The sequence below is a fragment of the Micromonospora sp. CNZ280 genome (genome assembly GCF_011759515.1).
In genome coordinates this window covers 1,876,363-1,900,222 of sequence record NZ_JAAOYP010000001.1, presented here as the reverse complement: position 1 = coordinate 1,900,222, position 23,860 = coordinate 1,876,363, and the positions used below count along the sequence as shown (strand labels likewise).

Annotated in this window: 28 protein-coding genes; 7 read left to right on the top strand and 21 right to left on the bottom strand. The window is 73.0% G+C overall.

Annotation, left to right across the window (positions count from 1 at the left end):
• Both FHX32_RS09045 and FHX32_RS09040 read right to left on the bottom strand, forming a co-directional pair.
• Complete coding sequence (locus FHX32_RS09045) at positions 1 to 813, bottom strand: HAD family hydrolase (protein ID WP_167180302.1); 813 nt, start codon at positions 811 to 813, stop codon at positions 1 to 3.
• Positions 813 to 1,634: an HAD family hydrolase gene (locus FHX32_RS09040; protein ID WP_167180301.1), complete on the bottom strand. Its 822-nt coding sequence runs from the start codon at positions 1,632 to 1,634 to the stop codon at positions 813 to 815. Before FHX32_RS09040 ends, FHX32_RS09045 begins: the two co-directional genes overlap by 1 nt.
• A gap of 207 nt (positions 1,635 to 1,841) precedes the next feature.
• Between FHX32_RS09040 and FHX32_RS09035 the strand changes: the two genes are divergently transcribed.
• Positions 1,842 to 2,363, top strand: a complete 522-nt coding sequence (locus FHX32_RS09035; protein ID WP_167180299.1) for a GNAT family N-acetyltransferase — start codon at positions 1,842 to 1,844, stop codon at positions 2,361 to 2,363.
• A gap of 22 nt (positions 2,364 to 2,385) precedes the next feature.
• Here the strand turns inward: FHX32_RS09035 and FHX32_RS09030 are convergent, their stop codons facing one another.
• Positions 2,386 to 3,117: a hypothetical protein gene (locus FHX32_RS09030; RefSeq protein WP_167180297.1), complete on the bottom strand. Its 732-nt coding sequence runs from the start codon at positions 3,115 to 3,117 to the stop codon at positions 2,386 to 2,388.
• Positions 3,118 to 3,230: 113 nt separating this feature from the next.
• On the opposite strand from FHX32_RS09030, the gene FHX32_RS09025 reads away from it, so the two are divergent.
• The 3 genes from FHX32_RS09025 (at position 3,231) to FHX32_RS09015 (ending at position 4,917) form a co-directional block, all read left to right on the top strand.
• A complete protein-coding gene (locus tag FHX32_RS09025; protein WP_167180295.1) occupies positions 3,231 to 3,662 on the top strand; it encodes an OsmC family protein in 432 nt (143 codons plus the stop codon).
• Between the two features lie 112 nt (positions 3,663 to 3,774).
• Complete coding sequence (locus FHX32_RS09020; protein ID WP_486481088.1) at positions 3,775 to 4,122, top strand: metallopeptidase family protein; 348 nt, start codon at positions 3,775 to 3,777, stop codon at positions 4,120 to 4,122.
• A 72-nt stretch (positions 4,123 to 4,194) separates the two neighbouring features.
• The gene (locus tag FHX32_RS09015) at positions 4,195 to 4,917 is read left to right on the top strand and encodes an AIM24 family protein (protein ID WP_167180294.1); all 723 of its coding nucleotides are present in this window, start codon (positions 4,195 to 4,197) and stop codon (positions 4,915 to 4,917) included.
• 42 nt (positions 4,918 to 4,959) lie between these two features.
• On the opposite strand, the gene pheA is transcribed toward FHX32_RS09015, so the two are convergent.
• The 5 genes from pheA to FHX32_RS08990 all read right to left on the bottom strand — a co-directional run bounded on the left by pheA (position 4,960) and on the right by FHX32_RS08990 (position 8,451).
• Positions 4,960 to 5,916, bottom strand: a complete 957-nt coding sequence (gene pheA, locus FHX32_RS09010; protein WP_167180292.1) for a prephenate dehydratase — start codon at positions 5,914 to 5,916, stop codon at positions 4,960 to 4,962.
• Between the two features lie 10 nt (positions 5,917 to 5,926).
• Positions 5,927 to 6,460 (bottom strand): hypothetical protein, encoded by a 534-nt coding sequence (locus FHX32_RS09005; RefSeq protein WP_167182447.1) that lies wholly within the window; start codon positions 6,458 to 6,460, stop codon positions 5,927 to 5,929.
• A gap of 150 nt (positions 6,461 to 6,610) precedes the next feature.
• A complete protein-coding gene (locus FHX32_RS09000; protein ID WP_167180291.1) occupies positions 6,611 to 7,000 on the bottom strand; it encodes an ACT domain-containing protein in 390 nt (129 codons plus the stop codon).
• Between the two features lie 75 nt (positions 7,001 to 7,075).
• Positions 7,076 to 7,534 carry a hypothetical protein gene (locus FHX32_RS08995; protein WP_167180290.1) on the bottom strand — a complete coding sequence of 153 codons (459 nt, stop codon included), beginning with the start codon at positions 7,532 to 7,534 and terminating at the stop codon, positions 7,076 to 7,078.
• A 176-nt stretch (positions 7,535 to 7,710) separates the two neighbouring features.
• On the bottom strand, positions 7,711 to 8,451 hold the full coding sequence (locus tag FHX32_RS08990; RefSeq protein WP_167180289.1) for a hypothetical protein: 741 nt from the start codon (positions 8,449 to 8,451) through the stop codon (positions 7,711 to 7,713).
• Positions 8,452 to 8,614: 163 nt separating this feature from the next.
• On the opposite strand from FHX32_RS08990, the gene FHX32_RS08985 reads away from it, so the two are divergent.
• A complete protein-coding gene (locus FHX32_RS08985) occupies positions 8,615 to 9,826 on the top strand; it encodes an arginine deiminase (RefSeq protein WP_167180287.1) in 1,212 nt (403 codons plus the stop codon).
• 127 nt (positions 9,827 to 9,953) lie between these two features.
• On the opposite strand, the gene FHX32_RS08980 is transcribed toward FHX32_RS08985, so the two are convergent.
• From FHX32_RS08980 to FHX32_RS08920, 13 genes are all read right to left on the bottom strand, one after another.
• Positions 9,954 to 10,838: a DUF5926 family protein gene (locus FHX32_RS08980; protein ID WP_167180286.1), complete on the bottom strand. Its 885-nt coding sequence runs from the start codon at positions 10,836 to 10,838 to the stop codon at positions 9,954 to 9,956.
• Positions 10,839 to 10,899: 61 nt separating this feature from the next.
• Positions 10,900 to 11,316, bottom strand: coding sequence for an ATP-binding protein (locus FHX32_RS08975; RefSeq protein WP_231928930.1), 417 nt, complete (start codon positions 11,314 to 11,316; stop codon positions 10,900 to 10,902).
• A 64-nt stretch (positions 11,317 to 11,380) separates the two neighbouring features.
• Positions 11,381 to 12,838, bottom strand: coding sequence for an ATP-binding protein (locus tag FHX32_RS08970; RefSeq protein ID WP_167180284.1), 1,458 nt, complete (start codon positions 12,836 to 12,838; stop codon positions 11,381 to 11,383).
• An 85-nt stretch (positions 12,839 to 12,923) separates the two neighbouring features.
• On the bottom strand, positions 12,924 to 13,745 hold the full coding sequence (locus FHX32_RS08965; protein ID WP_167180282.1) for a glycerophosphodiester phosphodiesterase family protein: 822 nt from the start codon (positions 13,743 to 13,745) through the stop codon (positions 12,924 to 12,926).
• A 9-nt stretch (positions 13,746 to 13,754) separates the two neighbouring features.
• On the bottom strand, positions 13,755 to 14,090 hold the full coding sequence (locus FHX32_RS08960) for a rhodanese-like domain-containing protein (protein WP_167180281.1): 336 nt from the start codon (positions 14,088 to 14,090) through the stop codon (positions 13,755 to 13,757).
• 58 nt (positions 14,091 to 14,148) lie between these two features.
• A complete protein-coding gene (locus FHX32_RS08955; RefSeq protein WP_167180280.1) occupies positions 14,149 to 15,153 on the bottom strand; it encodes an LCP family protein in 1,005 nt (334 codons plus the stop codon).
• A 174-nt stretch (positions 15,154 to 15,327) separates the two neighbouring features.
• A complete protein-coding gene (locus tag FHX32_RS08950; protein ID WP_167180279.1) occupies positions 15,328 to 16,536 on the bottom strand; it encodes an LCP family glycopolymer transferase in 1,209 nt (402 codons plus the stop codon).
• A 247-nt stretch (positions 16,537 to 16,783) separates the two neighbouring features.
• On the bottom strand, positions 16,784 to 18,037 hold the full coding sequence (locus FHX32_RS08945; RefSeq protein WP_167180277.1) for an LCP family protein: 1,254 nt from the start codon (positions 18,035 to 18,037) through the stop codon (positions 16,784 to 16,786).
• Positions 18,038 to 18,104: 67 nt separating this feature from the next.
• Positions 18,105 to 19,082 carry a UDP-glucuronic acid decarboxylase family protein gene (locus FHX32_RS08940; RefSeq protein WP_167180276.1) on the bottom strand — a complete coding sequence of 326 codons (978 nt, stop codon included), beginning with the start codon at positions 19,080 to 19,082 and terminating at the stop codon, positions 18,105 to 18,107.
• Between the two features lie 104 nt (positions 19,083 to 19,186).
• Entirely contained in the window at positions 19,187 to 20,860 is a 1,674-nt protein-coding gene (locus FHX32_RS08935) for a sodium/solute symporter (RefSeq protein WP_167180275.1), read from the bottom strand.
• Positions 20,838 to 21,203, bottom strand: a complete 366-nt coding sequence (locus FHX32_RS08930) for a DUF485 domain-containing protein (RefSeq protein ID WP_088996602.1) — start codon at positions 21,201 to 21,203, stop codon at positions 20,838 to 20,840. The genes FHX32_RS08935 and FHX32_RS08930 overlap by 23 nt, the downstream gene beginning before the upstream one ends.
• A 262-nt stretch (positions 21,204 to 21,465) precedes the next feature.
• Positions 21,466 to 22,296 carry a flavin reductase family protein gene (locus FHX32_RS08925; RefSeq protein ID WP_167182444.1) on the bottom strand — a complete coding sequence of 277 codons (831 nt, stop codon included), beginning with the start codon at positions 22,294 to 22,296 and terminating at the stop codon, positions 21,466 to 21,468.
• 136 nt (positions 22,297 to 22,432) lie between these two features.
• A complete protein-coding gene (locus FHX32_RS08920; protein WP_167178318.1) occupies positions 22,433 to 22,657 on the bottom strand; it encodes a hypothetical protein in 225 nt (74 codons plus the stop codon).
• A 194-nt stretch (positions 22,658 to 22,851) separates the two neighbouring features.
• On the opposite strand from FHX32_RS08920, the gene FHX32_RS08915 reads away from it, so the two are divergent.
• Together FHX32_RS08915 and FHX32_RS08910 are read left to right on the top strand one after the other, a co-directional pair.
• Positions 22,852 to 23,637 (top strand): Scr1 family TA system antitoxin-like transcriptional regulator, encoded by a 786-nt coding sequence (locus tag FHX32_RS08915; RefSeq protein WP_167180274.1) that lies wholly within the window; start codon positions 22,852 to 22,854, stop codon positions 23,635 to 23,637.
• Positions 23,634 to 23,828: a DUF397 domain-containing protein gene (locus FHX32_RS08910; RefSeq protein ID WP_167180272.1), complete on the top strand. Its 195-nt coding sequence runs from the start codon at positions 23,634 to 23,636 to the stop codon at positions 23,826 to 23,828. The genes FHX32_RS08915 and FHX32_RS08910 overlap by 4 nt, the downstream gene beginning before the upstream one ends.
• Positions 23,829 to 23,860: the final 32 nt, after the last annotated feature.

The window sequence follows — 23,860 nt, the reverse complement described above, 5'->3', positions numbered from 1 at the left end:
TCAGCCGATCCCGAAGACCTGCTCCAGGTACGCCGCCACGCCGTCCGCGGAGTTCGCCGAGGTGACCTCGTCGGCGATCGCCAGGACGGCGTGGTGCGCGTTGGCCACCGCCACCCCACGGCCGGCCCAGGTCAGCATCGGCACGTCGTTGGGCATGTCGCCGAAGGCCAGCACGTCCCGGGCGTCGATGCCGAGCCGGGCGCAGTACCAGGCCAGCCCCGCCGCCTTCGTCACCCCGGCCGCGGAGATCTCCACCAGTCCCGAGTACGACGAGTGGGTGGCCTCCGCCAGCCCCTCCAGCGCCCCGGCGACGAGCGCCACGAAGGCGTCCGGGTCCTGCTCCCCGGCGCGCGCCAGCAGCTTCACCGCCGGGGCGGCGAGCAGCTCCTCGGGCGTCTCGACCGCCCGGATCGCGTCGAGGTCGGCGTCCCAGCGCAGCGGGTAGTGCGCCTCGTGCCGCATCTGCCGGCTGTCCACGATCTCCACCGCGAAGCTCACCCCGGGTACCTCGGCGCGCAGCCGGCGGGCCACCTCGGCGAGCAGACCCGGGTCGAGCGGGTCGGCCCGGAGCACCTCGTCGGCGGCCGGGTCGTAGACCACCGCGCCGTTGGCGCAGATCGCCGGCAGCGGCTCGGCGAGCTGGTCGTACACCAGCTTGAGCCAGCGGATGGGACGGCCGGTGACCAGCACGACCGGCGTGCCCCCGGCGGTGATCCGGGTCAGCGCCGCCACCGTGCGCGGGCTCACCGTCCGGTCGTCGGCCAGCAGGGTGCCGTCGATGTCGGTGGCGATCAGCCGGGGTGTCTCTGCCATCAGCGGGACAGTAGCCGATCGAGGTACACCGCCACCCCGTCGTCGTCGTTGCGCAGGGTGATCTCGTCGGCCGCCGCCCGGACCGCCGGGTGGGCGTTCGACACCGCCACCCGGGCCCAGCCGGCCCACCCGAACATCGGCAGGTCGTTGGGCATGTCCCCGAAGACCAGCACCTCGGCCGGGTCCACCCCCAGGGTCTGCGCCACCACCGCGAGCCCGGTGGACTTGTCCACCCCGGGCGGGCAGATCTCGACGAAGCCGAGCCCGGCCTGGGTGAGCGTCGCCACCTCCGGCGGCACGATCCGCCGCGCCCGCGCGAGCAGCTCGTCGACGTGGTGGTCGGCGGTCCGGACGAACGCCTTGATCACGTCGCCGGAGAGGCATTCCGCCCGGCTGCGCGCCTCGAACGCGTCCTGGTAGGGCCAGCTCGGGTGGTAGTCGCCCCAGAGCGGCGCGTCGTGCTCGTCCGACGCCTCCACCATCACGGTCAGCGGCCCCACCGCCGCCTCCAGCTCGGTGAGCAGCCGGGCCAGCACCTCCCCGGCGAGCCGCTCGTCGCGTAGCACCACCGGGCCGGCCGGATCGCTCTGGTCCACCACCCGGCCGCCGCCGGCCATCACCAGGAAGTCCGCGGCCCGGATGTCGTTGCGGGTCAGCTCGGTCAGCCGGGGGCCGCGGCCGGTCGCGCCGACCACCGGGATCCCGGCGGCGCGCACCCGGTCGAGCACGTCGTGGGTGTACGCGGAGACGGTGTCGTCGCTGCGGACCAGCGTCCCGTCGAGGTCGGTGGCGATCAGCTTGGGCAGTCCCGGGCGGGTCATCGTTCCTCCTTCGCCCGCCGCCGTCGCAGCCAGCCGTCGAGGTCGGCGAAGTGCCTCGACCCATCCGACGGCGGGCAGCAACCGTACCTCGCGGAACCGGCCGCAACCATGGCTTCCCGGCGAATCGGGTGCCAACGGACGGGGCATCCCGGGTGACGTTCCGTGCCCCGCCCCGGCGGCCCGCCGAGGCGGTCGTACGGTTACCGGATGGCAGAACGGGACTGGCCGGTGGCGGAGGTCATCGGCACCGAACGGCTGGTGCTGGAGCCGCTCCGGGTAGACCACGCCGCGGAGCTGGCACCGCTCCTCGACGACCCGGTGCTGCACGAGTACATCGGTGGCCGGCCGGCGACCCCCGACGAGCTGCGCGAGCGGTACCGGCGGCAGGTCACCGGGCGCTCACCCGACGGCAGCCAGGGCTGGCTCAACTGGGTGGTCCGGCACCGGGACACCGGTGCGGCCGTCGGCACCGTGCAGGCCACCCTCCGGCTCGACGGCGACCGGCCGGTGGCCGAGCTGGCCTGGGTGATCGCCGCTCCGCAGCAGGGTCGCGGCTACGCCGGCGAGGCCACCGCCGGCATGGTCGGTTGGCTGGAGGGGCACGGCGTACGGGCGCTGCTCGCCCACGTGCACCCCGACCACGGGGCTTCCGCCCGGGTCGCCGAGCGGCTCGGACTGCGCGCCACCGACCTGGTGGTGGACGGCGAGGTCCGCTGGGCGAAGCCGTGAGCCCGGCGGACCGCCGGGCCGGTCAGATCGGGGGTTCCGGGCGGGCGAACGGGACTGCCGGCCCCACGGTGAGGTCGGCGGGCGGCGGCAGCTCGTCCTCCTCCGTCGCCTGGCCCGAGCGGCGCCGCCGGCCGCGCACCGGCCCGGCGGGCTCCTCGTCCGCCGCGTCGCCCGGCGAGGCCGCGCCGGCCGGGGCCAGCTTGAGTGCTGCGGCGAGCAGGGCGCAGGCGACGAACGCCATCACCAGGCCGCGGCCGTACTCGACCCGGAAGCCGTCCTCGGTCGAGTAGAAGAGGGTGCGCTGGCTGGTGTCGTCCAGCGTGGCGGCCGTCGCGGCCAGCAGGGCGAGCAGTGCCCCGGCCAGGGTCAGCCCGGCGATCCGGGCGTTCGTCCGGACGGCCGGAGTGCCGCGCAGCGCGAGCCCCACCGCGCTGGCCAACGCGAGCAGCCCGACCAGGTAGCCGACCCCGAAACCGCCCACGTCGGAAACCCCGCCAGGTACCCGGATCGAGGTGTTCCCCTCCGGGCCGCCGTTGGGCAGGGTCATCACCAGCCACTCGCCGAGCAGCGACGCCACGGCGGCCACCGCGCCGAGCGCGGCCAGCAGCGGGGGCAGCCTGCGGTCCGCGGCGAGGCCGGAGAGCAACCGACCGAACCGGCCCGCCGTCGGGGCGGACTCCGGCGTGCCCCACTCCACGACGGCCGTGCCGTCGGACCGGTCTTCCTGTCGTGGGATGGGGAGATCCTGGGACATCGCCTCACCCTTCCGCGTTCGCGGGCCTGAGCCGAATCATGACACAGCCGGCAGGGTGGGACGTGGATCGCGATCGGTCGCAGGGGGGCACCGGTTTCGGCTAGCGTCGGTGCATGCCTATCCGTACCGCTTCCGCACGTTGGCAGGGCAACCTCACCGAGGGGTCCGGCACGATCCGCACCGGCAAGGGCGGGCTCGAGGGAAACTACTCCTTCAAGTCGCGCTTCGAGGAGGGTGAGGGCACCAACCCCGAGGAGCTGATCGGCGCCGCGCACGCCGGCTGCTTCTCGATGGCCTTCTCCAAGGCGCTCGCCGACGCCGGCTCGACGCCGACCTCGGTGGAGACCACCGCCAAGGTCCACCTGGACAAGACCGACGCCGGGATGACCGTGACCCGGATCGAGCTGGACACCGTCGGCCAGGTCCCCGGCATCGACGACAGCGAGTTCCAGAAGCTCGCCGAGGCGGCCAAGGCGAACTGCCCGATCTCCCGCCTGCTGTCACCGGGCGCCGAGATCACCCTCACCGCCCGCCTCGCCTCCTGAGCTCCCCGGAAAGAGTGGCCATCCGGCGCCGGATGGCCACTCTTTCCGTACCTGGCCCGGATCTTGGCGGCGTCCGGGCGCGCCGCCGGTCGGGCAGAATGGGTGGGTGCCGGTGGAGATGAGCCGCGAACGCTTCGAGGAACTGGTCGCCGAGGCCCTCGACGAGGTCCCCGAGGAGTTGCTCGGCCTGATGAGCAACGTGGTCATCCTGGTCGAGGACGACCCGCCGCCCGGTGACGAGGAGCTGCTCGGTCTCTACGAGGGGCACGCCCTCACCGAGCGGGGCTGGGACTACGCCGGGGTGCTGCCGGACCGCATCCTGATCTACCGTCACCCGATCCTGCGCATCTGCGACACCGACGACGACGTGATCGACGAGGTGGCGGTGACCGTGGTGCACGAGATCGCGCACCATTTCGGCATCGACGACGAGCGGTTGCACCAGCTGGGCTGGGCCTGACCGGCCGATGCCGCCGGTTGCGGGTCTGACCTACCTTCGCAGGCAGGCATCACGACCTCAGGAGGCATTTCCATGCGCAGCGAGCTGTTCTCGGCGGAGAACCTGGAGAAGGAGTCCGCGCAGCCCGGCATGCGGCTGCAGAACTCCAAGATGTTGAAGATCGAGCTCAACGGTGAGGCGATGGCCCGGGTCGGGTCGATGGTCGCCTACCAGGGGCAGGTGCAGTTCCAGGCGCTCGGCTCGGGCGGGCTCGGCAAGTTCCTCAAGCAGAAGCTCACCGGCGAGGGCGTGCCGCTGATGAAGCTCACCGGCCGCGGTGACGTCTTCCTCGCCGACTTCGCCAAGGACGTGCACGTCATCGACCTGGAGCCGGGCGACGCGCTCTCCATCAACGGCTCCAGCGTGCTGGCCTTCGACTCGACCCTCCAGTACGACATCCGGATGGTCCAGGGGGCCGGCATGGCCTCCTCGTCCGGCCTCTTCAACTGCGTCTTCACCGGCCACGGCCGGATCGCCATCACCACCAAGGGCACCCCGGTGGTGCTCAACGTGGACGCTCCCACCTACGTCGACCCGCAGGCCGCGGTCTGCTGGTCGGCCAACCTGCAGACCGGCTACCACCGCGCCGAGCAACTCGGCCTCGGCACGCTGCTCGGCCGGCGTACCGGCGAGGCGTTCACGATGACCTTCGCCGGCCAGGGCTTCGTGGTGGTGCAGCCGTCCGAGGAGCCGCCGATCATGGGCAGCGGCACGCAGGAGCAGCAGGGCGGACTGCTCGGCGGCCTGCTGAGCTGACCCGTCCCGGAGCGCCCCGCCGCCTGGTGGGGCGCCCCGCGCTCAGCTCAGCTCGCCGGCCCGCAGCCGGGCCAGCCACGCCGCGGCGTCCGCGTAGTCGGCGTCGGAGAGCCCGGCGGGGGCCGGGACCGGCCGGTCACCCGCCGGCCCGGTCCAGCGGTGCCGGGGGTACGAGCCGAGGAAGCGCACGTCGGCGCAGACCCGCCGGAGCCCCTGCAACGCCTCGCCGAGCCGCACGTCGGCGACGTGCCCGGTGCAGTCGAGGAAGAACACGTACCGGCCCAGCGCCTCACCGGTCGGCCGGGACTCGATCCGGGTCAGGTTGACCCCCCGCACGGCCAGTTCCATCAGCACCGACAGCAGCGCGCCGACCCGGTCGTGGGCGATGTAGACGGCCAGCGAGGTGACGTCGTCGCCGGTCGGCGGCGGGGGCGGGCCGGGGCGGGAGACCAGCGCGAACCGGGTCACCGCGTCCGGGTGGTCGGCGATCTTGTCGGCCAGCACGGCCAGCCGGTGCCGGGCGGCCCCGATCGGGGCGCAGATCGCCGCGTCGTAGTCGCCGGCCGCCGCACCGGCCGCGGCGGCGCCGTTGGAGAGCACGTCGACCACCACCGCATCGGGCAGGTGCGCCCGGAGCCACCCCCGGCACTGGGTGGACGCCTGCGGGTGGGCGGCGACGGTGTGCACCGAGGTCAGCGACGTGCCGGCCCGGGCGCCGAGGACGAACTCCACCGGCAGGATCACCTCGCGGGTGATCACCAGCGGCTCCCCCTCGGCCAGTTCGTCCAGGGTCACCCCCACCGCGCCGCCGATCGAGTTCTCCAGCGGCACCAGGGCCGCGTCCGCCTCGCCGGCCCGTACGCTCTCCAGCGCCTCCCCGACACTGCGGGCGGGTGTACGGGTGCCGCGCTCGGCGGCGGGGATGGTGCGCAGCGCCTGCTCGGCGAAGGTGCCCTCCGGCCCGAGGTAGACGAAACGCGTCGGCGGTGTACCCGGCATGGCGACCAGCCTACGCACCCGGTACGCCGAGCGTGCCGCCCTCGCAGGCCAGGTTCCGGATCCCGGGCGGGCCGGCCGCCCGCACCTCCACGGTGCACACGTCGGTGCCGGCGGTGACCAGCCGGGGGGCGCCGCCCGAGCCCCGGGTGACCACCTGGAGCTGCTCGTGGCCGGTCACGTCGAGCACCGTGTACTGCCAGTCGGCGGCGCAGAGCGGCCCGCTGACCACCCGGACCCGCACGTCCCGGGGGAGCACTCCGCCCCGGCCGCGCACCAGGTCGATCACCCGCGCGCCGGTCGGCCCGTTCGTGCAGGCCACCGCGACCAGTCCGGCGTCGGCCGTCGGGGTGGACGTGCCGAGCCCCGGCAGCCCGGTCGGGGCGACCGGGGCCGGTGCGGTGACGGTCGGCGTCGGGGCGGCTGTGCGGCTCGGCGTGCTCACCGGCGCGGGTGAGGCGGTACGCAGCTCCGGTGGGGTGCCGCAGCCGGCGAGCACCCCGGCGGTCAGCGCGACGACCACCGCCGGCCACCGGCCCGGCGGCAGCCGGACAGGGCGGGGCGATCCGTGCGGGGCGCGGCGGGGTGGGGTGGACGGCACGGGGTGACCTCGGACATCGGGGGTCGTCGTTGCGGCCGGGGTTGGCCGAGCCCATCGTAGGAGGATCGGTCGGCGCGGTGAAGCGGCGGCCGCGGTTCAGCGCAGGACGCGGTGCCCGGCCCGCTCCAGCGCGCTGGTCGCCGCGCCGAGGCGGACCGCCGGGACGAGCAGGTAGTCGGTGTCGTAGCTGGAGAAGGCCAGTGCGCTGACCCGGGCCTCGGCGAGCGGGTCCACCAGCGCGGCGAGGGTGCCGGTGACCGCGAGGTCGACCGGTGCGGCCACCCGCAGGCACCGCCAGACCGTCTCGATGGTGGCCTGGTCGGGTACCCGGTCGGCGGGGCAGATCAACGAGATGCCGTCGGCCGTCCAGGTCACCGTGACGACGTTGCCGTCGCTCAGCCCGCCCGACAGCCCCGGCGGCAGGGTGGAGTCGGCGGCCAACCGGCACACGGCGTACTCCCCCGGCAGCAGAGCGATATCGAGCATGAGGGCACCCTACGGCCTGGTGGCGGGTCGGCCCCAGCTTCGCCGCGTGCGGCGAGCGCCACACCGGGCCGCAGCTCAGACCTCGGAGAAGAAGGTGAGCGACCCGGCGACCGACCCGTCGGTGAGCACCGGAGTGGAGATCGCGTCGACGGTCGCGTCCGGTGCCCCGGTCGACGCCGCCTGTACGCGGAGCAGGCCGCGGGCGAGCCGCCCGGAGGAGAGCGCGAGCAGTGGCGGGATCTTGTCGATCTCCTGCTCGGTCAGCTCGCGCGGGTTGGCCGTGAAGTCGAGCAGCCGGAGCCCGCCGCCGAGCAACGGCAACCCGATCACGTCCTCGGGCGCACCGAGGCAGAGCAGCTCGCACCCGGCGGCGGAGACGGCGACCACCGTCGCCTCGGCGTCGATCAGCAGGCAGGGCTCGTCGGCGTGGGACACGGTCAGCGACCACTGCCCGAAGTTGTCGACCTCCTGCGCTGTCGGTGTCCCGGCCGGGGGCGCGAGGACTTCCGAGAGCGAGAGTTCGACGTGGGCCACCGCGCCTCCTATGTACACCGACGGTCTGTCCACGCTAGCCGGTCGCCTCGGCCGTCGCCGACCGTGCGGGAGCCACCGGGCCGCCGGTGGTGAACGATGCCCTGACCGGGCGGGCCGGCGACGGCGCGACCGACGGTGCCGACACCGGACCGGGCCGCGTGGCGTCGCCGGTGACGTTACCGGCGGGTGGCCGGCTTGTCAGCGGCCGTTCGGCCCTCCTCGTACCACCGGTAGTCGGCCGCTGGACGGTAGGTGCCGTTCAGCCAGGTGCTCGGGTGCTGGGCGACCCGGGAGAGCTTCTCGGCGGTGGCCGGGCTGATCCGGTTGCCCGCGGCCACCAGCAGCCGGTCCAGCTCGCGGTGGGTGGCCATGAGGCAGTCCTTCGGCAGCCCGTAGACGCTGATGACGCCGGAGCCGACGAAGGTCAGCACCGGCGTCACCGGAATCGGATGCCCCACCGCGGTACTCAGCGCCTTGCTGGCCCGCTTGGCGTCCCGGCGGGCCTCGGCCACGTACGGCGGTCGCTTGCCGTTGATCTGCACCACGTCACCGGCCACCAGCACCCGGGCCCGGCCGTGGTCGGCGATGGTGACCGCGAACAGGCCGCTCGGACCGATGGCCAGGAAGCCGGCCCGGTCGTCCTGGCCGTGGTCGAGCAGGACGTCCGCGACGTCGGTGCGCGGCCACTCGATGACGTGCCAGGCCGGACCGAGGTGGTCGAGCTGGCCCAGGGCCCGTGCGCCGGCCGCCTCCAACCGCCGCGCGCCCCGCTCCGCCCGCCGGCGGCGGGCCCACTCCAACGGGGACGGACGGGACGGTGTGAGGACCCCCGGCGACTCCACCCGGGGGTGTGGCACCGCCGCGGGCGGCAGTGCCCGGGTCGGGGGTACGGCTCGGCGAGCGGGAAAGACAGTCATCGCGACCTCCGGCAAAAGGTCCCTCGAAGTTATGTCCTCACTACCCTACGTTGCCAGTCCCGGGGCTCGGCAAGTTGGAGCGCCGGAATGACTGTGGATGAATGCCATATTCATCCACAGTTGTTTTCTCGGATGCCGCCAAACCCTGCCCTACGCTGCGAGAGTGACCCACTTCGTCGACAGCGAGGTCGGCCGGCTCGGCACCGTGCTGCTGCACCGACCCGGCCCGGAACTCGCCCGGCTGACCCCACGCAACAACGACTCGCTCCTGTTCGACGCGATTCCGTGGGTGGGGCGGGCGCAGGAGGAGCACGACGCCTTCGCGGCGGCGCTGCGCGGGCGCGGGGTCGAGGTGCTCTACCTGGCCGACCTGCTGGCCGAGACGCTCGCCGTGGACGAGGCGCGAGCCGAGCTGACCGCGGAGGTGCTCCGCGCGCCCCGGCTCGGCGACACCCTGCGCGCCCGGGTCGCCGACCACCTCGCGTACCTGGACCCGGTGGCGCTGGCCGACGTGCTGATCGCCGGGTTGGCCCACGAGGAACTGCGGCTCAGCCCGGAACGGCCGGGTGGCCTGGTCTACACGCTGATGGACCGGCACGACTTCGTCATCGACCCGCTGCCGAACCTGCTCTTCACCCGCGACTCGTCGCTCTGGATCGGCGACCGGGTCGGGGTGACCAGCCTGGCCATGCCGGCCCGGCGCCGGGAGACCACGCTGACCGACGCCATCTACCGCCACCACCCGCGCTTCGTCGGCACCGAGGCCGTCTACCACCCGCACCTGGAGCACCTGGAGGGCGGTGACGTGCTGCTGCTCGCGCCCGGCGTACTCGCCGTCGGGGTGGGTGAGCGGACCACGCCGGCCGGGGCCGAACGTCTCGCCCGGCAGGTCTTCGCCGCCGGGCTGGCGCACACCATCCTGGTGGTGCCGATCGCTCAGGAGCGGGCCACCATGCATCTGGACACCGTCTGCACGATGGTCGACGTGGACGCCGTGCTGATGTACCCGAACGTGGCGAACACGCTCTCGGCGTACACCGTGATCGCCGGCGCGGACGGCGAGGATCCGCGGGTGGACGGCCCGGCGCCGTTCCTGCGGGCCGCCGCCGACGCGATGGACCTGGACCAGCTCCGGGTGATCGACACCGGGCTGGACCCGGTCACCGCTGAACGCGAGCAGTGGGACGACGGCAACAACACCCTCGCCCTGGCCCCCCGGCTCTGCGTCGGCTACGAGCGCAACGTGGAGACCAACGCGCAGCTGGAGCGCGCCGGCATCGAGGTGATCCCGATCGCCGGCTCGGAGCTCGGCTCCGGCCGCGGCGGCCCCCGCTGCATGTCCTGCCCCCTCGTCCGCGACCCCCTCCGCCCCTGACCCCGCCCCCGCCCCCGCCCCAAGATCCGCGCACGTTCACTGAACGAGTGGCTGTTTCGCCCGGGAAGGCCACTCTTTCCGTGAACGAGTGACCCGACGCGCGGCGCGGCGGGGGGCGGGGGGTGGGTCAGCGGAGGGTGAGTTGGCGGCCGAGCAGGCCCTGGCGGGAGCGGCGGCCGGCGGCGTCCAGCGGGGTGGTGTCGGCGAGCGCCTCGGCGTACCGCTTGGCGAACTGGGCGACCGGGTCCTCCCACTCGCCGGCCGGTGTCTCTTCCGGCAGATCCCAGACCGGCACCAGCCGCCCGTGCGCGCGGAACATGCCGGCGAACCGGGTGTCCCCGCCGAGGGTCAGCGTGCCGGCGGCGCCGAGCCGGGCCAGCGCGTCGAGCGCGGCGTCCTCGTCGTCCGGGAGCACCCAGCGCACGTGCGCCTTCTCCGGCACCTGGCACCAGTACGCGGCCCGGGCGGCGGTCAGCCGCACGGTCGGGTAGACGGCGGCGTTGGCCCGCTCCAGGGACGCCTGCACGGTCGGGTCCTCGCCGGCGCCCGGGTCGAGCCAGAACTCGAACCCGTCGTGCATGGTGATCTCCAGCGGGCCGTCGACCAGGACGTCCTGGAGCCGGGGGCCGGGGCCGGGCAGCGGCGGCACCGCGACCTGGCGGCCCGGCTCGGTGCGCAGCGCGCAGAGCAGCGCGTCGGCCAGGTCCCGGGAGACGTCACCGGACTGCTGGTGACGCTGGAGGCCGATGAGGACCCGCCCGTCGGGCTTGGTCATCGCCGGCGCCGCCATCGGCAGCACGGTGGCCAGCGTGACCGGCCGCTCGCCGAACTCCTCGACCAGTTCCGGGACGAGCCGCAGCGGAGCGGAGGCGGCCGGCACCAGCTCGCGCAGCGCGATCCACTCCGGCTCGTCGGTCAGCCCCTCGAAGGGGCGGGGCACGAAGACGTCGCGCACCTTCTCCCGCTTCGGGGTGGCTTCGGCGGCCCGCTGGCTCTTTCGACGCTTGCTCACGGCGAGACAGCCTAGAGCCCGCGGCCGGACGGCGTGGGCAGGACCCGCCTGCGCTGCCCGATCAGCCGGCCGCGACCAGGTCCGACCGGGCCGCGCCGACCGGCTCGAACTCGGCCCACACGCTCTGCCCCAGCCCGTCGCGGTCCACGCCCCAGCGGCTGGCCAGGCCGGAGACGATGTGCAGGCCACGGCCGTCGGCCGCATCCGGGTCGGCCGACCGGATCCGCGGCCCCTCGGTCGCGCCGCCGTCGGTCACCCGCAGCGTGATCCGTTGACCCTCGTCCGACGTGCGCAGCCGCCAGGCCACCCGGACCACCCCGCCGGGCAGCGGGTCGGCGTGCCGGACCGCGTTGCCGACCAGTTCGGCCAGGACCGCGACCAGATCCGCCAGCAGTGTGGCGGGTACCACCTCGGTCAGTTCCTCGGCGAGCCGCCGCCGGGCCAGCCGCGCTCCGCTGGCGTGGTGCGGCACCACCACGCACCACGCCCGTTCGCCCGCTCCCGTCGACACGCGTCGCCCCTTCTCGCCTCGCCGCCGCCGGTCACCCGCGGGGCAGCCGCACCTCAGCGACCGTACCGCCACCGGCCCTCGGTCGGAGGAATACCCAACCATCCTGCTGTTCAACGATCCGGCGGACGAGATAGAGACCCAGTCCGGCGCCGGGAAAGCGCCGCCGGTCGCCGGACTCGCCCTGCCAGAACCGGTCGAACGCCCGCTCCACGTGCTCCGGCCGGATGCCGATGCCCCGGTCGCTGACCCGGAACGAGACGGTCTGCCCGTCCGCGCCGGCGGTGACCTCGATCGGCGACCCGGGCGGGCTGTACTTGCCCGCGTTCGTGGCCAGTTCGGTGAGCACCGTCGCCAGGCTGGGCCGGTAGCCGAGCGCCTTGGGCAGGTCGGCCGGCAGGTCGAGGACGAGCCGGTGGCGCAGCTCGGCCGGCAGGTCGGTGACCGCGGCCCGGAGCGCGTCGCCGAGGTCGAAGGGGGCCGGCGGGTCGTCGCCCGGACCGGGCTCGGTGGCGGAGGAGAGCAGCCGGTCCACCAACCGGGCCAGCTCGTTGGCGCGCTGGCCGATCACCCGGGCGGCCTGCCGCCGGTCGGCGTCGGTGAGCGACTCCCAGTGGTCGGTGAGGGTGTCCGCGTACCCCTTGATCACGGTGACCGGGGTGCGCAGCTCGTGGCTGGTCACCGCGACGAACAGGTCCCGGTCGTGGTGGCGGCGCTGCTGGTCGGTGATGTCCCGGAAGGTGACCACCCGCAGGGCGGCCGGCCCGGCCAGCTCGCCCGAGGTGATCCGCAGCCACCGGCCGTCCGGCAGCCGGTGGTCGAGCACCTGGCCGGACGGCGGCAGCGGAAACGGCAACGGCTGGTTGATGGCCTGGTCGGCCGCCCGGCCGGTCACCTGGGCCGCGGCCGGGTTCCAGAGCCGGACGTGCCCCTCCCGGTCGACCACCGCCAACCCGTCCGCGAGCGCGGCCACCACCGGCCCGTCACCGTGCACCGGCAGTCCGCTCTGGTCGCCGTACATGTGCGCGATGCAGGAGGCGAGGTAGGCGACCACGGCGTGCTGCTCGGTGCCCGGGTCCTCGTCACCTCGCGGGTAGAGGGCGTGCAGGCTGCCCACTGTGAGCCCGCCGATCTCGGCCCGGGCGACCACCATCCGGTGTAGGCCCCGGGCGACCAGTTCGCCGGTGAGCTGGCCGGTGAGCTGGTCCGTCCGGACCTGCTGCACGCGTGGGCCGGCGAGCAGGCAGACGGTGGCCGGGTCGGTGGCCGGCAGCGGCCGGCCCACGGCCCACTCGGCGGCCCCGGTCGCGGCGATCACCCGGCCGCCGGCCGGCCCGAACTCCACGAACGCCATGGCCGCCGCGCCGAGCGCCGGTTGGGCGACCCGGAGCAGCTGGGTGAGGACCGGCAGCCCGGCGTCGCCACAGTTGATCATCTCGATGACCACCCGGTGGCCGGCGATGAGAGCCGCGTAGTCGGTGCGCTCCGGCATGCCCCGAGTGTGCCGCGCCGTCCGGCTTTCGGACACCCCCGGGCGGGCCGACCCGTCGCACCCGGCGGGACACCCCACCCGGTGATCACCGGCCGAGGTCAGCGGTCGGTGGTGGCCGGCGACCGAGCCGGGCGAGGGTGTGCGCCGGCCGGTCCGTGATGATCCCGTCCACCTCGGCGGAGAGCACCAGGTCCAGGTCCGCCGGCTCGTTGACGGTCCAGACGTAGACCTGGTTGCCGGCCGCGCGCAGCGCCGGGACCAGCTGCGGGCGGGCCCGCACCAGGCCGATCCCGGGGCCGGCGATCCGGCTGCCGAACGGCAGCCGGCCCAGCCGGAGCCAGCGCGGCAGCACCTCCAGCAGCAGCACGGTGGGCAGCGCCGGGGCGAGCTCCCGCATCCGGCGTACGGCCAGCGGAGAGAACGACATCACGGTCACCTGTACCGGATCGTCCGGTTTCGGCTCGGCGAGCCCGTACCGGCGCAGCAGGGTGACCAGCCGGCGCTCGACGTCCCCGCCGTACCGGGACGGGTGCTTGGTCTCCACCAGCAGCCGGACCGGCCGGCCGGCGGCCAGTACGGCGTCGAGCAGCCGCTCCAGGGTGAGCAGCCGGGTGTGCGACTCGTCGAGCACCTCGTCCCCGTCGGCCGGTACGCAGCCCGGGTGCCACGAGCCGAAGTCCAGCGCCTCGAGTTCGGCGAGGGTACGTGCGCTGACCAGGCCCCGGCCGTTGCTGGTCCGGTCCAGCCGGCGGTCGTGCACGCAGACCAGGTGCCCGTCCCGGGTCAGCCGGACGTCGCACTCCAGCCCGTCGGCGCCCTCGTCGAGGGCGCGCAGGTAGGCGGCGAGGGTGTGCTCCGGCAGGTCGTACGAGGCGCCGCGGTGCGCGAAGACCAGGGGTTCGGCCATGCCGTCCGCCTAGAGGACCCGCCCCGGCTGCCCGTTCCCGTCGACCACCGGTCGCCCGGCGGCGGCCCACTCGCCCATCCCGCCCGCGACGTTGCGCACCTGGTCCCAGCCGTTGCGCGTGAGGTAGGTGACGACCTGGGCGGAGCGTCCGCCGGATCGGCAGATGACCGCCACGTCGCGGTCGGTGGGCACCTCGGCCAGCCGGGCGGGCAACTCCATCATCGGCAGGTGGTGGGCGCCGGGGGCATGGCCGGCGGCCCACTCGTCGTCCTCCCGGACGTCGAGCAGGTAGGTGTCGTCGGTGATCTCGGGGACGGTCACGGTGGGTACCTGGGGTCCGAACACGGGTACCAAGCCTAGATCCTGGTCGGGCCGACCGCCGCAGTCGCGGCCGCCGGTCTGGTCACAACCGGGTCACCCAGCGGGGGTTGGCCCGGGCCCACTCGGCCACCCCCGTGCCCCGGACGGCCTCGAAGAGCCCGTTGCCCCCGTTGTCCAGCATCACGTACGAGACCTGGCCGATGGTCTGCGGATAGGACGGCACCTGCACCCCGCGCAGGGCATCGCTGGGCAGGTCGCGCAGCGCGAGGAGCAGGTCCTCCAGCGGCACGCCGTTGGTGTCCACGGTCAGCGAGCCGCCCACCGCGCGGATCACCTGGTCGAGCTTGGCCGGGTTGGTGCGCAGCAGGTTCTCCGAGGCGCGTTCCAGCATCGCCCGGAGCAGTTGCTGCTGGTGGGTCTGCCGATCGTAGTCGCCGCCGGGCAGGTCGTAGCGCTGGCGCACGTAGTCCAGCGCCTGCGCACCGTCCATCTGCTGGCAGCCGGGGCGGAACACCCGGTCGGTGTGGATCGAGCGGACCTCGGTCCGTACGCACATCCGGACCCCGCCGAGCAGGTCGATCACCTTCCGGAAGCCGGAGAAGTCGATCAGTGCCGCGCCGTCGAACCGGATTCCGGTCAGCCGGGCCAGCGTGGCGGAGAGCAGTCGGGCGCCGCCCTCGCCGCCTCCGCCGTGCTCGAACGCGGCATTGATCTTGTCCTGCCCGCCGCCGAAGCCGTTCGCGCTGGCCGGGATGGCCACCAGCAGGTCACGCGGGACCGAGACCAGGTACGCCTCGCGCAGACCGGCCGGCACGTGCACGATCAGGATGGTGTCGGTGCGGTGGTCCGGGCCGCTGTCGCCGGGGCGGGCGTCGGAGCCGACCAGCAGGTAGTTCAGTGGCCCGTCGAGGTCGGTCCGGTCCCGCCGGGCACTCGGGTCGAGCAGTTGCTCCCGGAGCACCGTGCGGTCGTACCGGTCGGTGAGGGCGCGGAGGCCGAAGACGGCGAGCCCGGCCAGCAGTACGAGCGCCAGGCCGGCGCCGAGCAGGACGCGGGACCAGCGCGGCGGCGCGGCCCCGGCGCCCATCCGGATCCGCTCGCGTCCGTCCCGCCCCGACCTGGACGTGGCGCCCCTCCCCGCAGCCGGTACGTGAAACCTGCTCACGTCAGGCTACGGGCGGGGTGACCAGGGCAGGTCCGATTTGCCGAGATCCGCCCGGTCGCGCTGGCATCCCGGGTCGCCGAGCGGCCCCTGCTGCCGCTACTTGCGGTTGGAGATCACCCCGGGGTTGGCGAAGACGAACTCGGCCAGCTTGTCCTCCTTGACCGCGCGGAACATGGCCAGGGTCTCCTCGCTGAGGGTCTCCTTGCCCGCGCCGTCGCCGTGGAAGGTGCCGCCGTTGGTCTTCAGCATGGTCAGGTCGTTGGCGGTGACCCCGCGCATGGTGAAGACGAAGTCGGCGACCGGCACCCCGCCGGTGTCCAGGATGAAGGCCTTGCCGGCCGCCTTGATCAGCTGGTTCAGCTTGACCGGGTTGGTCAGCATGCCGTTGTCGCTGGCCTTGCGGGCCATCGCCTTGATCAGCTGCTGCTGGTTGGCCTGCCGGTCGTAGTCGCCGTTCTTGAGGGTCTTGCGCTGCCGGGAGTAGTCCAGCGCCTCCCAGCCCTCCATCTCCCGGCAGCCCTTCTTGTGCACCACCGGGGTCCTCGGCTTGCCGGTCTTCTTGGCGTCCGCGTTCCACATCGGCTTGCCGTCGACGTACGACATGTGGATCGACTCGACCTCCTGCTTGACGCAGATGCGCACCGAGCCGAGGGCCTCGATCACGTTCTTGAAGCCGCCGAAGTTGATGATCGCGGCGCCGTCGAAGCTGATCCCGGTCATCTTCTTGATGGTCTGCGCCATCAGCTGGGCGCCGCCCTCCCAGCCGCCGCCGTTGCGGGCGCCGGCCTGGAACGCCGCGTTGATCTTGTCGACCCCGCCGGAGTAGCCACTCTTCTTGAAGGCCGGGATGTGCGCCTCGGTGTCCCGGGGAATCGAGATCAGGTACGCCTGGTCGTGGGTGGCCGGGATGTGCAGCACGATGATGCTGTCCGCGCGGACGTCGTCGGCGGCCCAGCGCTCCCGGGCGTCCACGCCGAGCAGCAGCATGTCGATCGGGCCGTCCAGGCTCGCGCCGCCCTCGGCGTCGGTCTTGCCGGCGTCGCCGAGCAGGTTCCGCTGGGCGATGTTGCCGGTGGCCTGGCTGATCAGGGCCTTGCTGCCGACGATGGCGACACCGCTGGTCATCATCAGCACCGCGCCGAAGACGACGGTGAGCCGGGCCCAGAGCGGATCCTTGCGACGCTTCCGCTTCTTCGCCGGGGCGCCGCCGCCCCTGCCGGGCTGTGCCGGAACGGTGGAGGACACCCGGACGGACGCGCGGGGTGGCTCCAGCGACGAGGGGCGTCGGCTGGTCTGAACCGGCATGCGTGCTCCAGCTCGCGTGATAAGGGGCGGGACTACTGTACGTACGGTTTCCCGTCCTGGCGAGTTCGTCTCCCGGCCAATTTCCGTTGCCCTGCCGGCCATCCAGGCGATCTGACCGAACGGACAGATCGATGCGACCGGTCGGCGGTTGGCCTTCCGGCAGCCGCAATCCGGCCACCGGCCGGTGTCGACGGTCGTCGACGTCCGGCCCGGCGCCGAGGCGCCCGGCCGGACGGTCCGTGCCGGGTCAGCCGCCGTCGCCCGCGGCCGGCTTCTGGTTGGCCTTCACCCAGTCGGCCATCGTGTCGCCGGCCATCGCCCGGTACATCGCGAGGGCCTTCTCCCGGTCGGACACCACCACCGACTCCCCGTTGATCGTCTGGCTGCCCACGTGCGGGCTGGTGACGAAGGTGAGGTTCTCACCGCGCAGGTTACGGAACTGCACCGCCATGTCCATCAACGAGAAGCCCTGGTCGACGGTGACCGCGTCGGTCACCGACTGGAGGAAGTCGTGCAGCTTCTTGGGGTTGGTCAGCGTGCCGGTGCTCGCCGCCTTGTCCATCAGCGCGCGGAGGAACTCCTGCTGGTGCCGCATCCGGGCGAAGTCGCCGTCCGGGAACTGCTTGCGCTGCCGGATCCAGTCCAGCGCCTCGGCGCCGTCCATGTGGTTGACGCCCTTGGTGAACGTCCGGTACGGCTTGTGGATCGAGGTGATGGTCCGCTCCACCTTCAGGTCGACCCCGCCGAGCGCGTCGGTGACCTGCTTGAAACCGGCGAAGTCGATCGCCATCACGTGGTCCAGCCGGACGTCGGTGAAGCACTCCACGGTGCGTACCGCGAGCGGCAGGCCGCCGAACGCGAACGCCGCGTTGATCTTCCCGCGCTGGCCGGAGCCGCAGTCGGCGCTGGCGCTCTCCGGGATCGGCACGTACAGGTCGCGCGGGATGGAGACCAGGTAGGCCTGCTTGTGATCGGAGGGGATGTGCATCACGATGATCGTGTCCGCCCGCCACTTGCTGCTCTGGTCCACCGGGGCGTCCGGGTCCCGGGAGTCGCTGCCGACCAGCAGGATGTTCAGCGCCCCCTCAACCGGCTTGGCCGGTCGGCCACCGGTGATCTCCGAGAACGGGTCGGTGCGGGCCAGGTCGTTGTTCAGGTTGCGGGCGTAGAACCAGGCACCCACGCCGCCGAGCAGCGCGAGCACCAGCACGGCCACCCCGGCGACCATGGCGATCCGGCCCCAGCGCGGGCGCGGACCCCGCCGCTCCGGCCGGCCGGGCCGGCCGCCGGGGCCGCCGGGGCCGCCCGGCCCACCCGGCCCACCCGGCCCACCCGGTCCGCCGGGCCCGCCGACCTGCGGTTCGTCGCCCGCCGGGTACCAGCGCGCGTCACCCGGGCGGGCGCGTCCGGTGGCGCTCCGGCCGGAGCCGGGCACCGACGCGCGCCCGGCGCTGCGGTGCAGGTACGGGAGCGGAAGGCCGGCTGGCGTGGTCGCTGACATGTAACTCAGGGTACGTAGCCGGAGCGAGTACCGCCCTGATCCGCGGGCCGGTGTGGCGGCGGCGCGGTTACCCCAGCCGCTCGCGGAAGTACTCGATCGTGCGCCGCAGGCCGTCTTCGGGCGCCACGGTCGGCTCGTATCCCAGCAGTTCCCGGGCGAGGGTCAGGTCGGGCCGGCGCATCTCCGGGTCGTCGGCGGCCCGGGTGACGTACGTCACCTCGGAGCTGCTGCCGGAGAGTGACACGATCGTCTCGGCCAGTTGCCGCATGCTCATCTCGTGCTCGGTGCCGCAGTTGATCGGCCCGGTCTCGGTGGAGTCGAGCAGCAGCAGGATGCCCCGGACGAGGTCCTCGACGTAGCAGATCGAGCGGGTCTGGTTGCCGGTGCCGTGCACGGTGATCGGCTCGCCGCGCAGCGCCTGGGAGATGAAGGTGGGGATGGCCCGCCCGTCGTCCGGCCGCATCCGCGGGCCGTACGTGTTGAAGATCCGGACGATCGCCGCGTCCAGGCCCCGGCTCCGGTGGTAGGCCATGGTGGCCGCCTCGGCGAAGCGTTTCGCCTCGTCGTAGACGCTGCGGATGCCGATCGGGTTGACGTTGCCCCAGTACGTCTCCCGCTGCGGGTGCTCCTTCGGGTCCCCGTACGCCTCGGAGGTGGACGCCATCAGGAACCGGGCGCCGTCGGCGACCGCGCGGTCCAGCAGGTGCAGGGTGGCCACCGAGCCGACCCGGAGGATCTCCACCGGCAGCTTCTCGAAGTCCGTCGGGCTGGCCGGCGAGGCCATGTGCAGGATCGCGTCGAACCGCTCGGCCACCGCCGGGTGGTGGGTCGGCAGGCCGTCGGAGACGTCCGCCTCGACCAGCGTGAAGTTCGGCTCGTCCAGCAGGTGGGCGACGTTCTCCTTCGACCCGGTGACGAAGTTGTCCAGCGCGACCACCGTGCAGCCCCGGGAGATCAGTACGTCCACCAGGTGTGACGGGACGAAACCGGCGCCGCCGGTGACGAGGATGCGGTGACCCGGTCCGAAGCGCGCTGCAACCTTCATGGAGGTCAGCCTACTCACCGGGCCGGTCCGGCACCGGCCACCCGTACCGCCGCGCGAAGGGCCCCCGGTCGGTCTCGACCGGGGGCCCCGCCGGACGGGCCGGCTCAGTGCGCGCCGGCTCCGGTGAGGGAGCGGACCTCCAGCTCGGCGTACTTCTCCTCGTCGCGTTCCTTCGAGATGACGGTGCCGATCCACCCGCACAGGAAGCCGAACGGGATGGACAGGATGCCCGGGTTGGACAGCGGGAACCACTGCCAGTCCTGGTCCGGGAACATCGACGTCGCCGCCCCGGAGACCACCGGCGAGAAGAACACCAGCAGCACGGCGGAGAGCAGGCCGCCGTAGATCGCCCAGACCGCGCCCGAGGTGTTGAACCGCTTCCAGAACAGGCTGTAGAGGATGGCCGGCAGGTTGCCGGAGGCGGCCACCGCGAACGCCAGCGCCACCAGGAACGCCACGTTCAGGTTCTGCGCGAAGATGGACAGCACGATCGAGATCGCGCCGATCACCAGCGCGGAGATGCGGGCCACCGCGACCTCCTGCCGCTCCGAGGCCTTGCCGTCCTTGACCACGTTGGCGTAGAAGTCGTGCGCGAGGCTCGACGACGAGGCCAGGGTCAATCCGGCGACCACGGCCAGGATGGTGGCGAAGGCGACCGCCGCGATGACCGCCAGCAGCGTCGCGCCGCCCAGGTCGCCGCCGAGGAAGTCGATGCCGAGCGCCTCGGCGAGCTGTGGGGCCGCCGTGTTGCCCGCCCGGTCCTGGGCGGTGATCGCCTCCCCGCCCACCAGGGCCGCCGCGCCGAAGCCGAGGGCCAGGGTGAGCAGGTAGAAGGTGCCGATGATGCCGATCGCCCAGAGCACGCTCTTGCGGGCCGCCTTCGCGGTCGGGACCGTGTAGAAGCGGATCAGGATGTGCGGCAGGCCGGCGGTGCCCAGCACCAGGGCGATGCCGAGCGAGAGCAGGTCCATCTTGCTGTAGAAGGTCTTCAGCGCGTCGCCGGGTGTCTCCACCCCGTAGCGGAGCCCGGGTTCGAGGAAGGCGGCTCCCTTGCCGGAGGCGTCCGCGGCGTCGCCGAGCAGCGAGGAGAGATTGAACTTGTACTTCGCCAGCACCAGCAGCGTCATGATGATCGCGCCGCCCATCAGCAGGAACGCCTTGACGATCTGCACGTAGGTGGTGCCCTTCATACCGCCCACCGTGACGTAGATGATCATGAGGGCGCCGACCATGATGATGGTGGCGATCTTGGCGGCGTCCGCGTCCATGCCGAGGAAGGTCGTCCCCGGCTTGATCCCGAGCAGCAGCGCCACCAACGCACCCGCGCCCACCATCTGGGCCAGCAGGTAGAAGATCGACACGGTGATGGTGGAGACCGCTGCGGCGGTCCGCACCGGGCGCTGGCGCATCCGGAAGGCCAGCACGTCGGCCATCGTGTACCGGCCCGAGTTGCGCAGCAGTTCGGCGACCAGCAGCAGCGCCACCAGCCAGGCGACCAGGAAGCCGATCGAGTAGAGGAAGCCGTCGTAGCCGTAGAGGGCGATCAGGCCGGCGATGCCGAGGAACGAGGCCGCCGACATGTAGTCGCCGCCGATCGCCATGCCGTTCTGGAAGCCGGAGAAGGACCGGCCGCCGGCGTAGAAGTCGGTGGCGGTCTTGGTCTGCCGACTGGCCCAGATGGTGATGGCCAGGGTCACCGCCACGAAGACCAGGAAGAGCGTGATGGTCAGGTTGCGGGCGGTGGTGTCGCCCGCCTCAGCCGCGAGGACCGTGTTCATGGGTCACCTCCCCGATCTCGGCGCGGATCCGGTCGGCGACCGGATCGATCTTGCGGTCGGCGTGCCGGGAGTAGAGCCAGGCGATGAGGAAGGTGGAGACGAACTGGAGCAGGCCGAAGACGAGGGCGACGTTGATGTTGCCGAACAGCTTCGTGCCCATGAACCCCCGCGCGTACGCGGACAGGATCACGTAGAGCGCGTACCACAGGAAGAATGCGACGGTCATCGGGAAGACGAAGCCGCGCAGCGCGCGGCGCAACCCGGCGAACTCGTCCGACCGCTGTACGGCGAGATACCGGTCCGGCGTGGACGCGTCGGCCGGCGCGGGTGTGTCCGTGGACATCTGTGGATCACCACCTTCACAAGGCATCGGGGATTTCCGCGCACGGTAGGAAGCGCGCTCCCCGCCGGGGAAGGCCGAGATCGACGTTGGTCGCCGGTTGCGCCGAACGGCACGGTGGCTGCGCCGAGTGACCCAGCTCACTCCGATGAGCGGTCGGCGGCCGGTCGCTCACGGTGCGTCCGGGGCGGCGGACGGGCTGCTCGGGCCGGTCGAGGTTCCTGCGGGCCGGGTCGCAGCGTGCCGCGGGCCGGCCCGACGCCGGTCAGGTCAGCTCGCGGTACCGGCCCCGGTAGTGCAGCAGCGGGTCGGTCTCGTCGGCCAGCTCGACGGCCTCGATGGTGGCCTCCACCAGCAGCCCCCAGCCGTACTCCCGGGCGGTGTCCAGCCGGCAGCCGGCCCACCCGCCGGCGTCGGCCGGCACCGGGCCGTAGGGCGTGTCGGTCCACTCGCCGGTGGCGAAGAGGCCGCCCGGCGACGGGAAGAGACCGGCGAACCGGTCGGCGAGCTGCCGGTGCGGCGGGCCGAGCGGGGCCACCGCGAACCGGCCGGCCGCCTCGGCCGCCGCCCACAGGTCGGACTCCGGGTCGACGAGGCCGAGCAGCCGGTCCGGCTCACCCTCGGCAACCAGGGTTGACGACACCGTCAGGCCCGCCGGGCCGGGCGCCGTCCAGAGCGTCACCGGAGCGGCCAGCCGACCCCGCAGCCGGCGGACGGGCGAGCGCTGCCCGGCCGGTACGGCGAACGGATCGGTGTGGTGGATCTCGGCACCCGGCTCATGATTCACGTGGAACATTCTGCCGCTCCCCGCTGTCGACCGTGCCGGCTCCGCGTTGCGCCGGGCCACGTTCCCGACCCCACCCCGCTCCTCACCGGGCACCCGGGTGCGCGCCCAGGCGAGGAAGCGGTCGTGCAGGTCGACCGGTCGGGCGTGACCGTTGAGCTGGGCGAGCTGGTCGCCTGCCTCCGTCATCAGCGCGCCCAGGTAGACCAGCAGTGCCGTGCGGTCCGCCCGGTATTCCACCAGCAGCGCGAGCCGGGCCGGCTGGCACGGCCAGTGCGCGCCACAGGCTCGGCACCGCCAGAGCGGCCGCATCGGCACGTGCGGCACGAACCGGCTCACCGCCGCGCTCCTGCCGGACCGTCGCTTGAGATCTTGGAAGATTCCCGCCCCTCCAGGGGCCGCATTCCTCCAAGATCCCGACAACGAGTCGGGCCGCGGAGAGCGCCGGTCACCAGCGGCCGCCGTTGGCCCGCCAGGTCTGCGCCGGGGTCAGCCAGCCGGCCCGGCCCGGTCGCGGCACCGCCACCGTCGGCCATGCCGCCCAGGCCGGCGGCATCGCCCGCCGGGCCGACGCCCGGTCCAGCGCCGTCGCGTCCGGCACCTCGGTCGGTGCCGTCCGGGTCGTCCGACGGTACGACCGCACCGCGGCGTTCTTCCGGAACGGGTTGAACATGGCTGCCCTCCTCGATGTCGGGGGCCGCCCCGGCCGGGGGAATGACCGGGGCGGCCCGACGCAGGACCGGCCGCCGGGTCGTCGCCTCCACCGGCCGGGCCGCGTGCCCTCCACCCTGGACTCGACGGGCCGGACAGGGGAGGATGCCAGGGCTTACTACGCAACGCGATCACGTACTTACCGGAGAGGTAAGGATGAACGTCGAGATGTGGATCCGGGCGCTGAAGGCGGCCCGAGCCGGCGCCGACGTGTCACAGGAAGGGCTGGCCACGCTGATCAAGTGGAGCCCGTCCACCGTCGCGGCCATCGAAACCGGCCGCCGCCGGCCCACCATGGAGTTCGCCGTTGCCGCCGACGAGGCCCTGATGACCGGCGGCCTCCTCGCCGGCCTGCTCAAGGAACAGGAGGCCGACCATTCGCCGTCCTGGTTCGAGTCATGGCCAGGCCACGAGGAACGGGCGGTCCGGCTGCGTCACTTCGAACCGTGCCTGATCCCGGGTCTCCTGCAGACCGAGGACTACGCGAGAGCTGTTTTCTCGGCTGGCGGGTTCTATCGCGCCGACCGGGTCGAGCATCTCCTCGGCCTACGCATGAATCGGCAGCGCCTGCTGTACCGGGACGATCCCCCGGAGTGCATTTTCGTCATCGACGAAAGTGCTCTGCGCCGCTCTATCGGCGGGCCGGCAGTGATGGACCGTCAGCTTGGTCGGCTGCTGGAAGCAGCCGAGCTGCCGCATGTCCGTCTGCACGTCATGCCGCTCGACGCCGGTGCTCACGTCTGCCTGGGCGGCGGATTCGTCATCGCCGAGCTGCCTGGCAACGACCTACTGCTGTGTCTCGACAACGCAGCGCGAGGTCAGATCGCCGACTATCCCGAGTGGATTGGCCTCATGCGGCGAAAGTGGGAGCATCTACTCGCCGAGGCGCTTTCCGAGCGCACGTCCCTCGAACTGATCAATAAGTTGAAGGTGACGCCATGACCCGTGTCACACCCTGTTGGCGCAAGTCAACCAGGTCGGCCAACGACGGCAACTGCGTGGAGGTGGCGGACAATCTGCCGGGGGTCGTGTTGGTGCGGGACAGCAAGGACCGCTCCGGCCCGGCGCTCACGTTCCGCCCCGACGCCTGGCGGTCGTTCGTGGGAGTGCTTCGGTCGACCCGCCCCGGCTGACCCGGCAGCATCGCGCCCGATCCAGGAAGTAG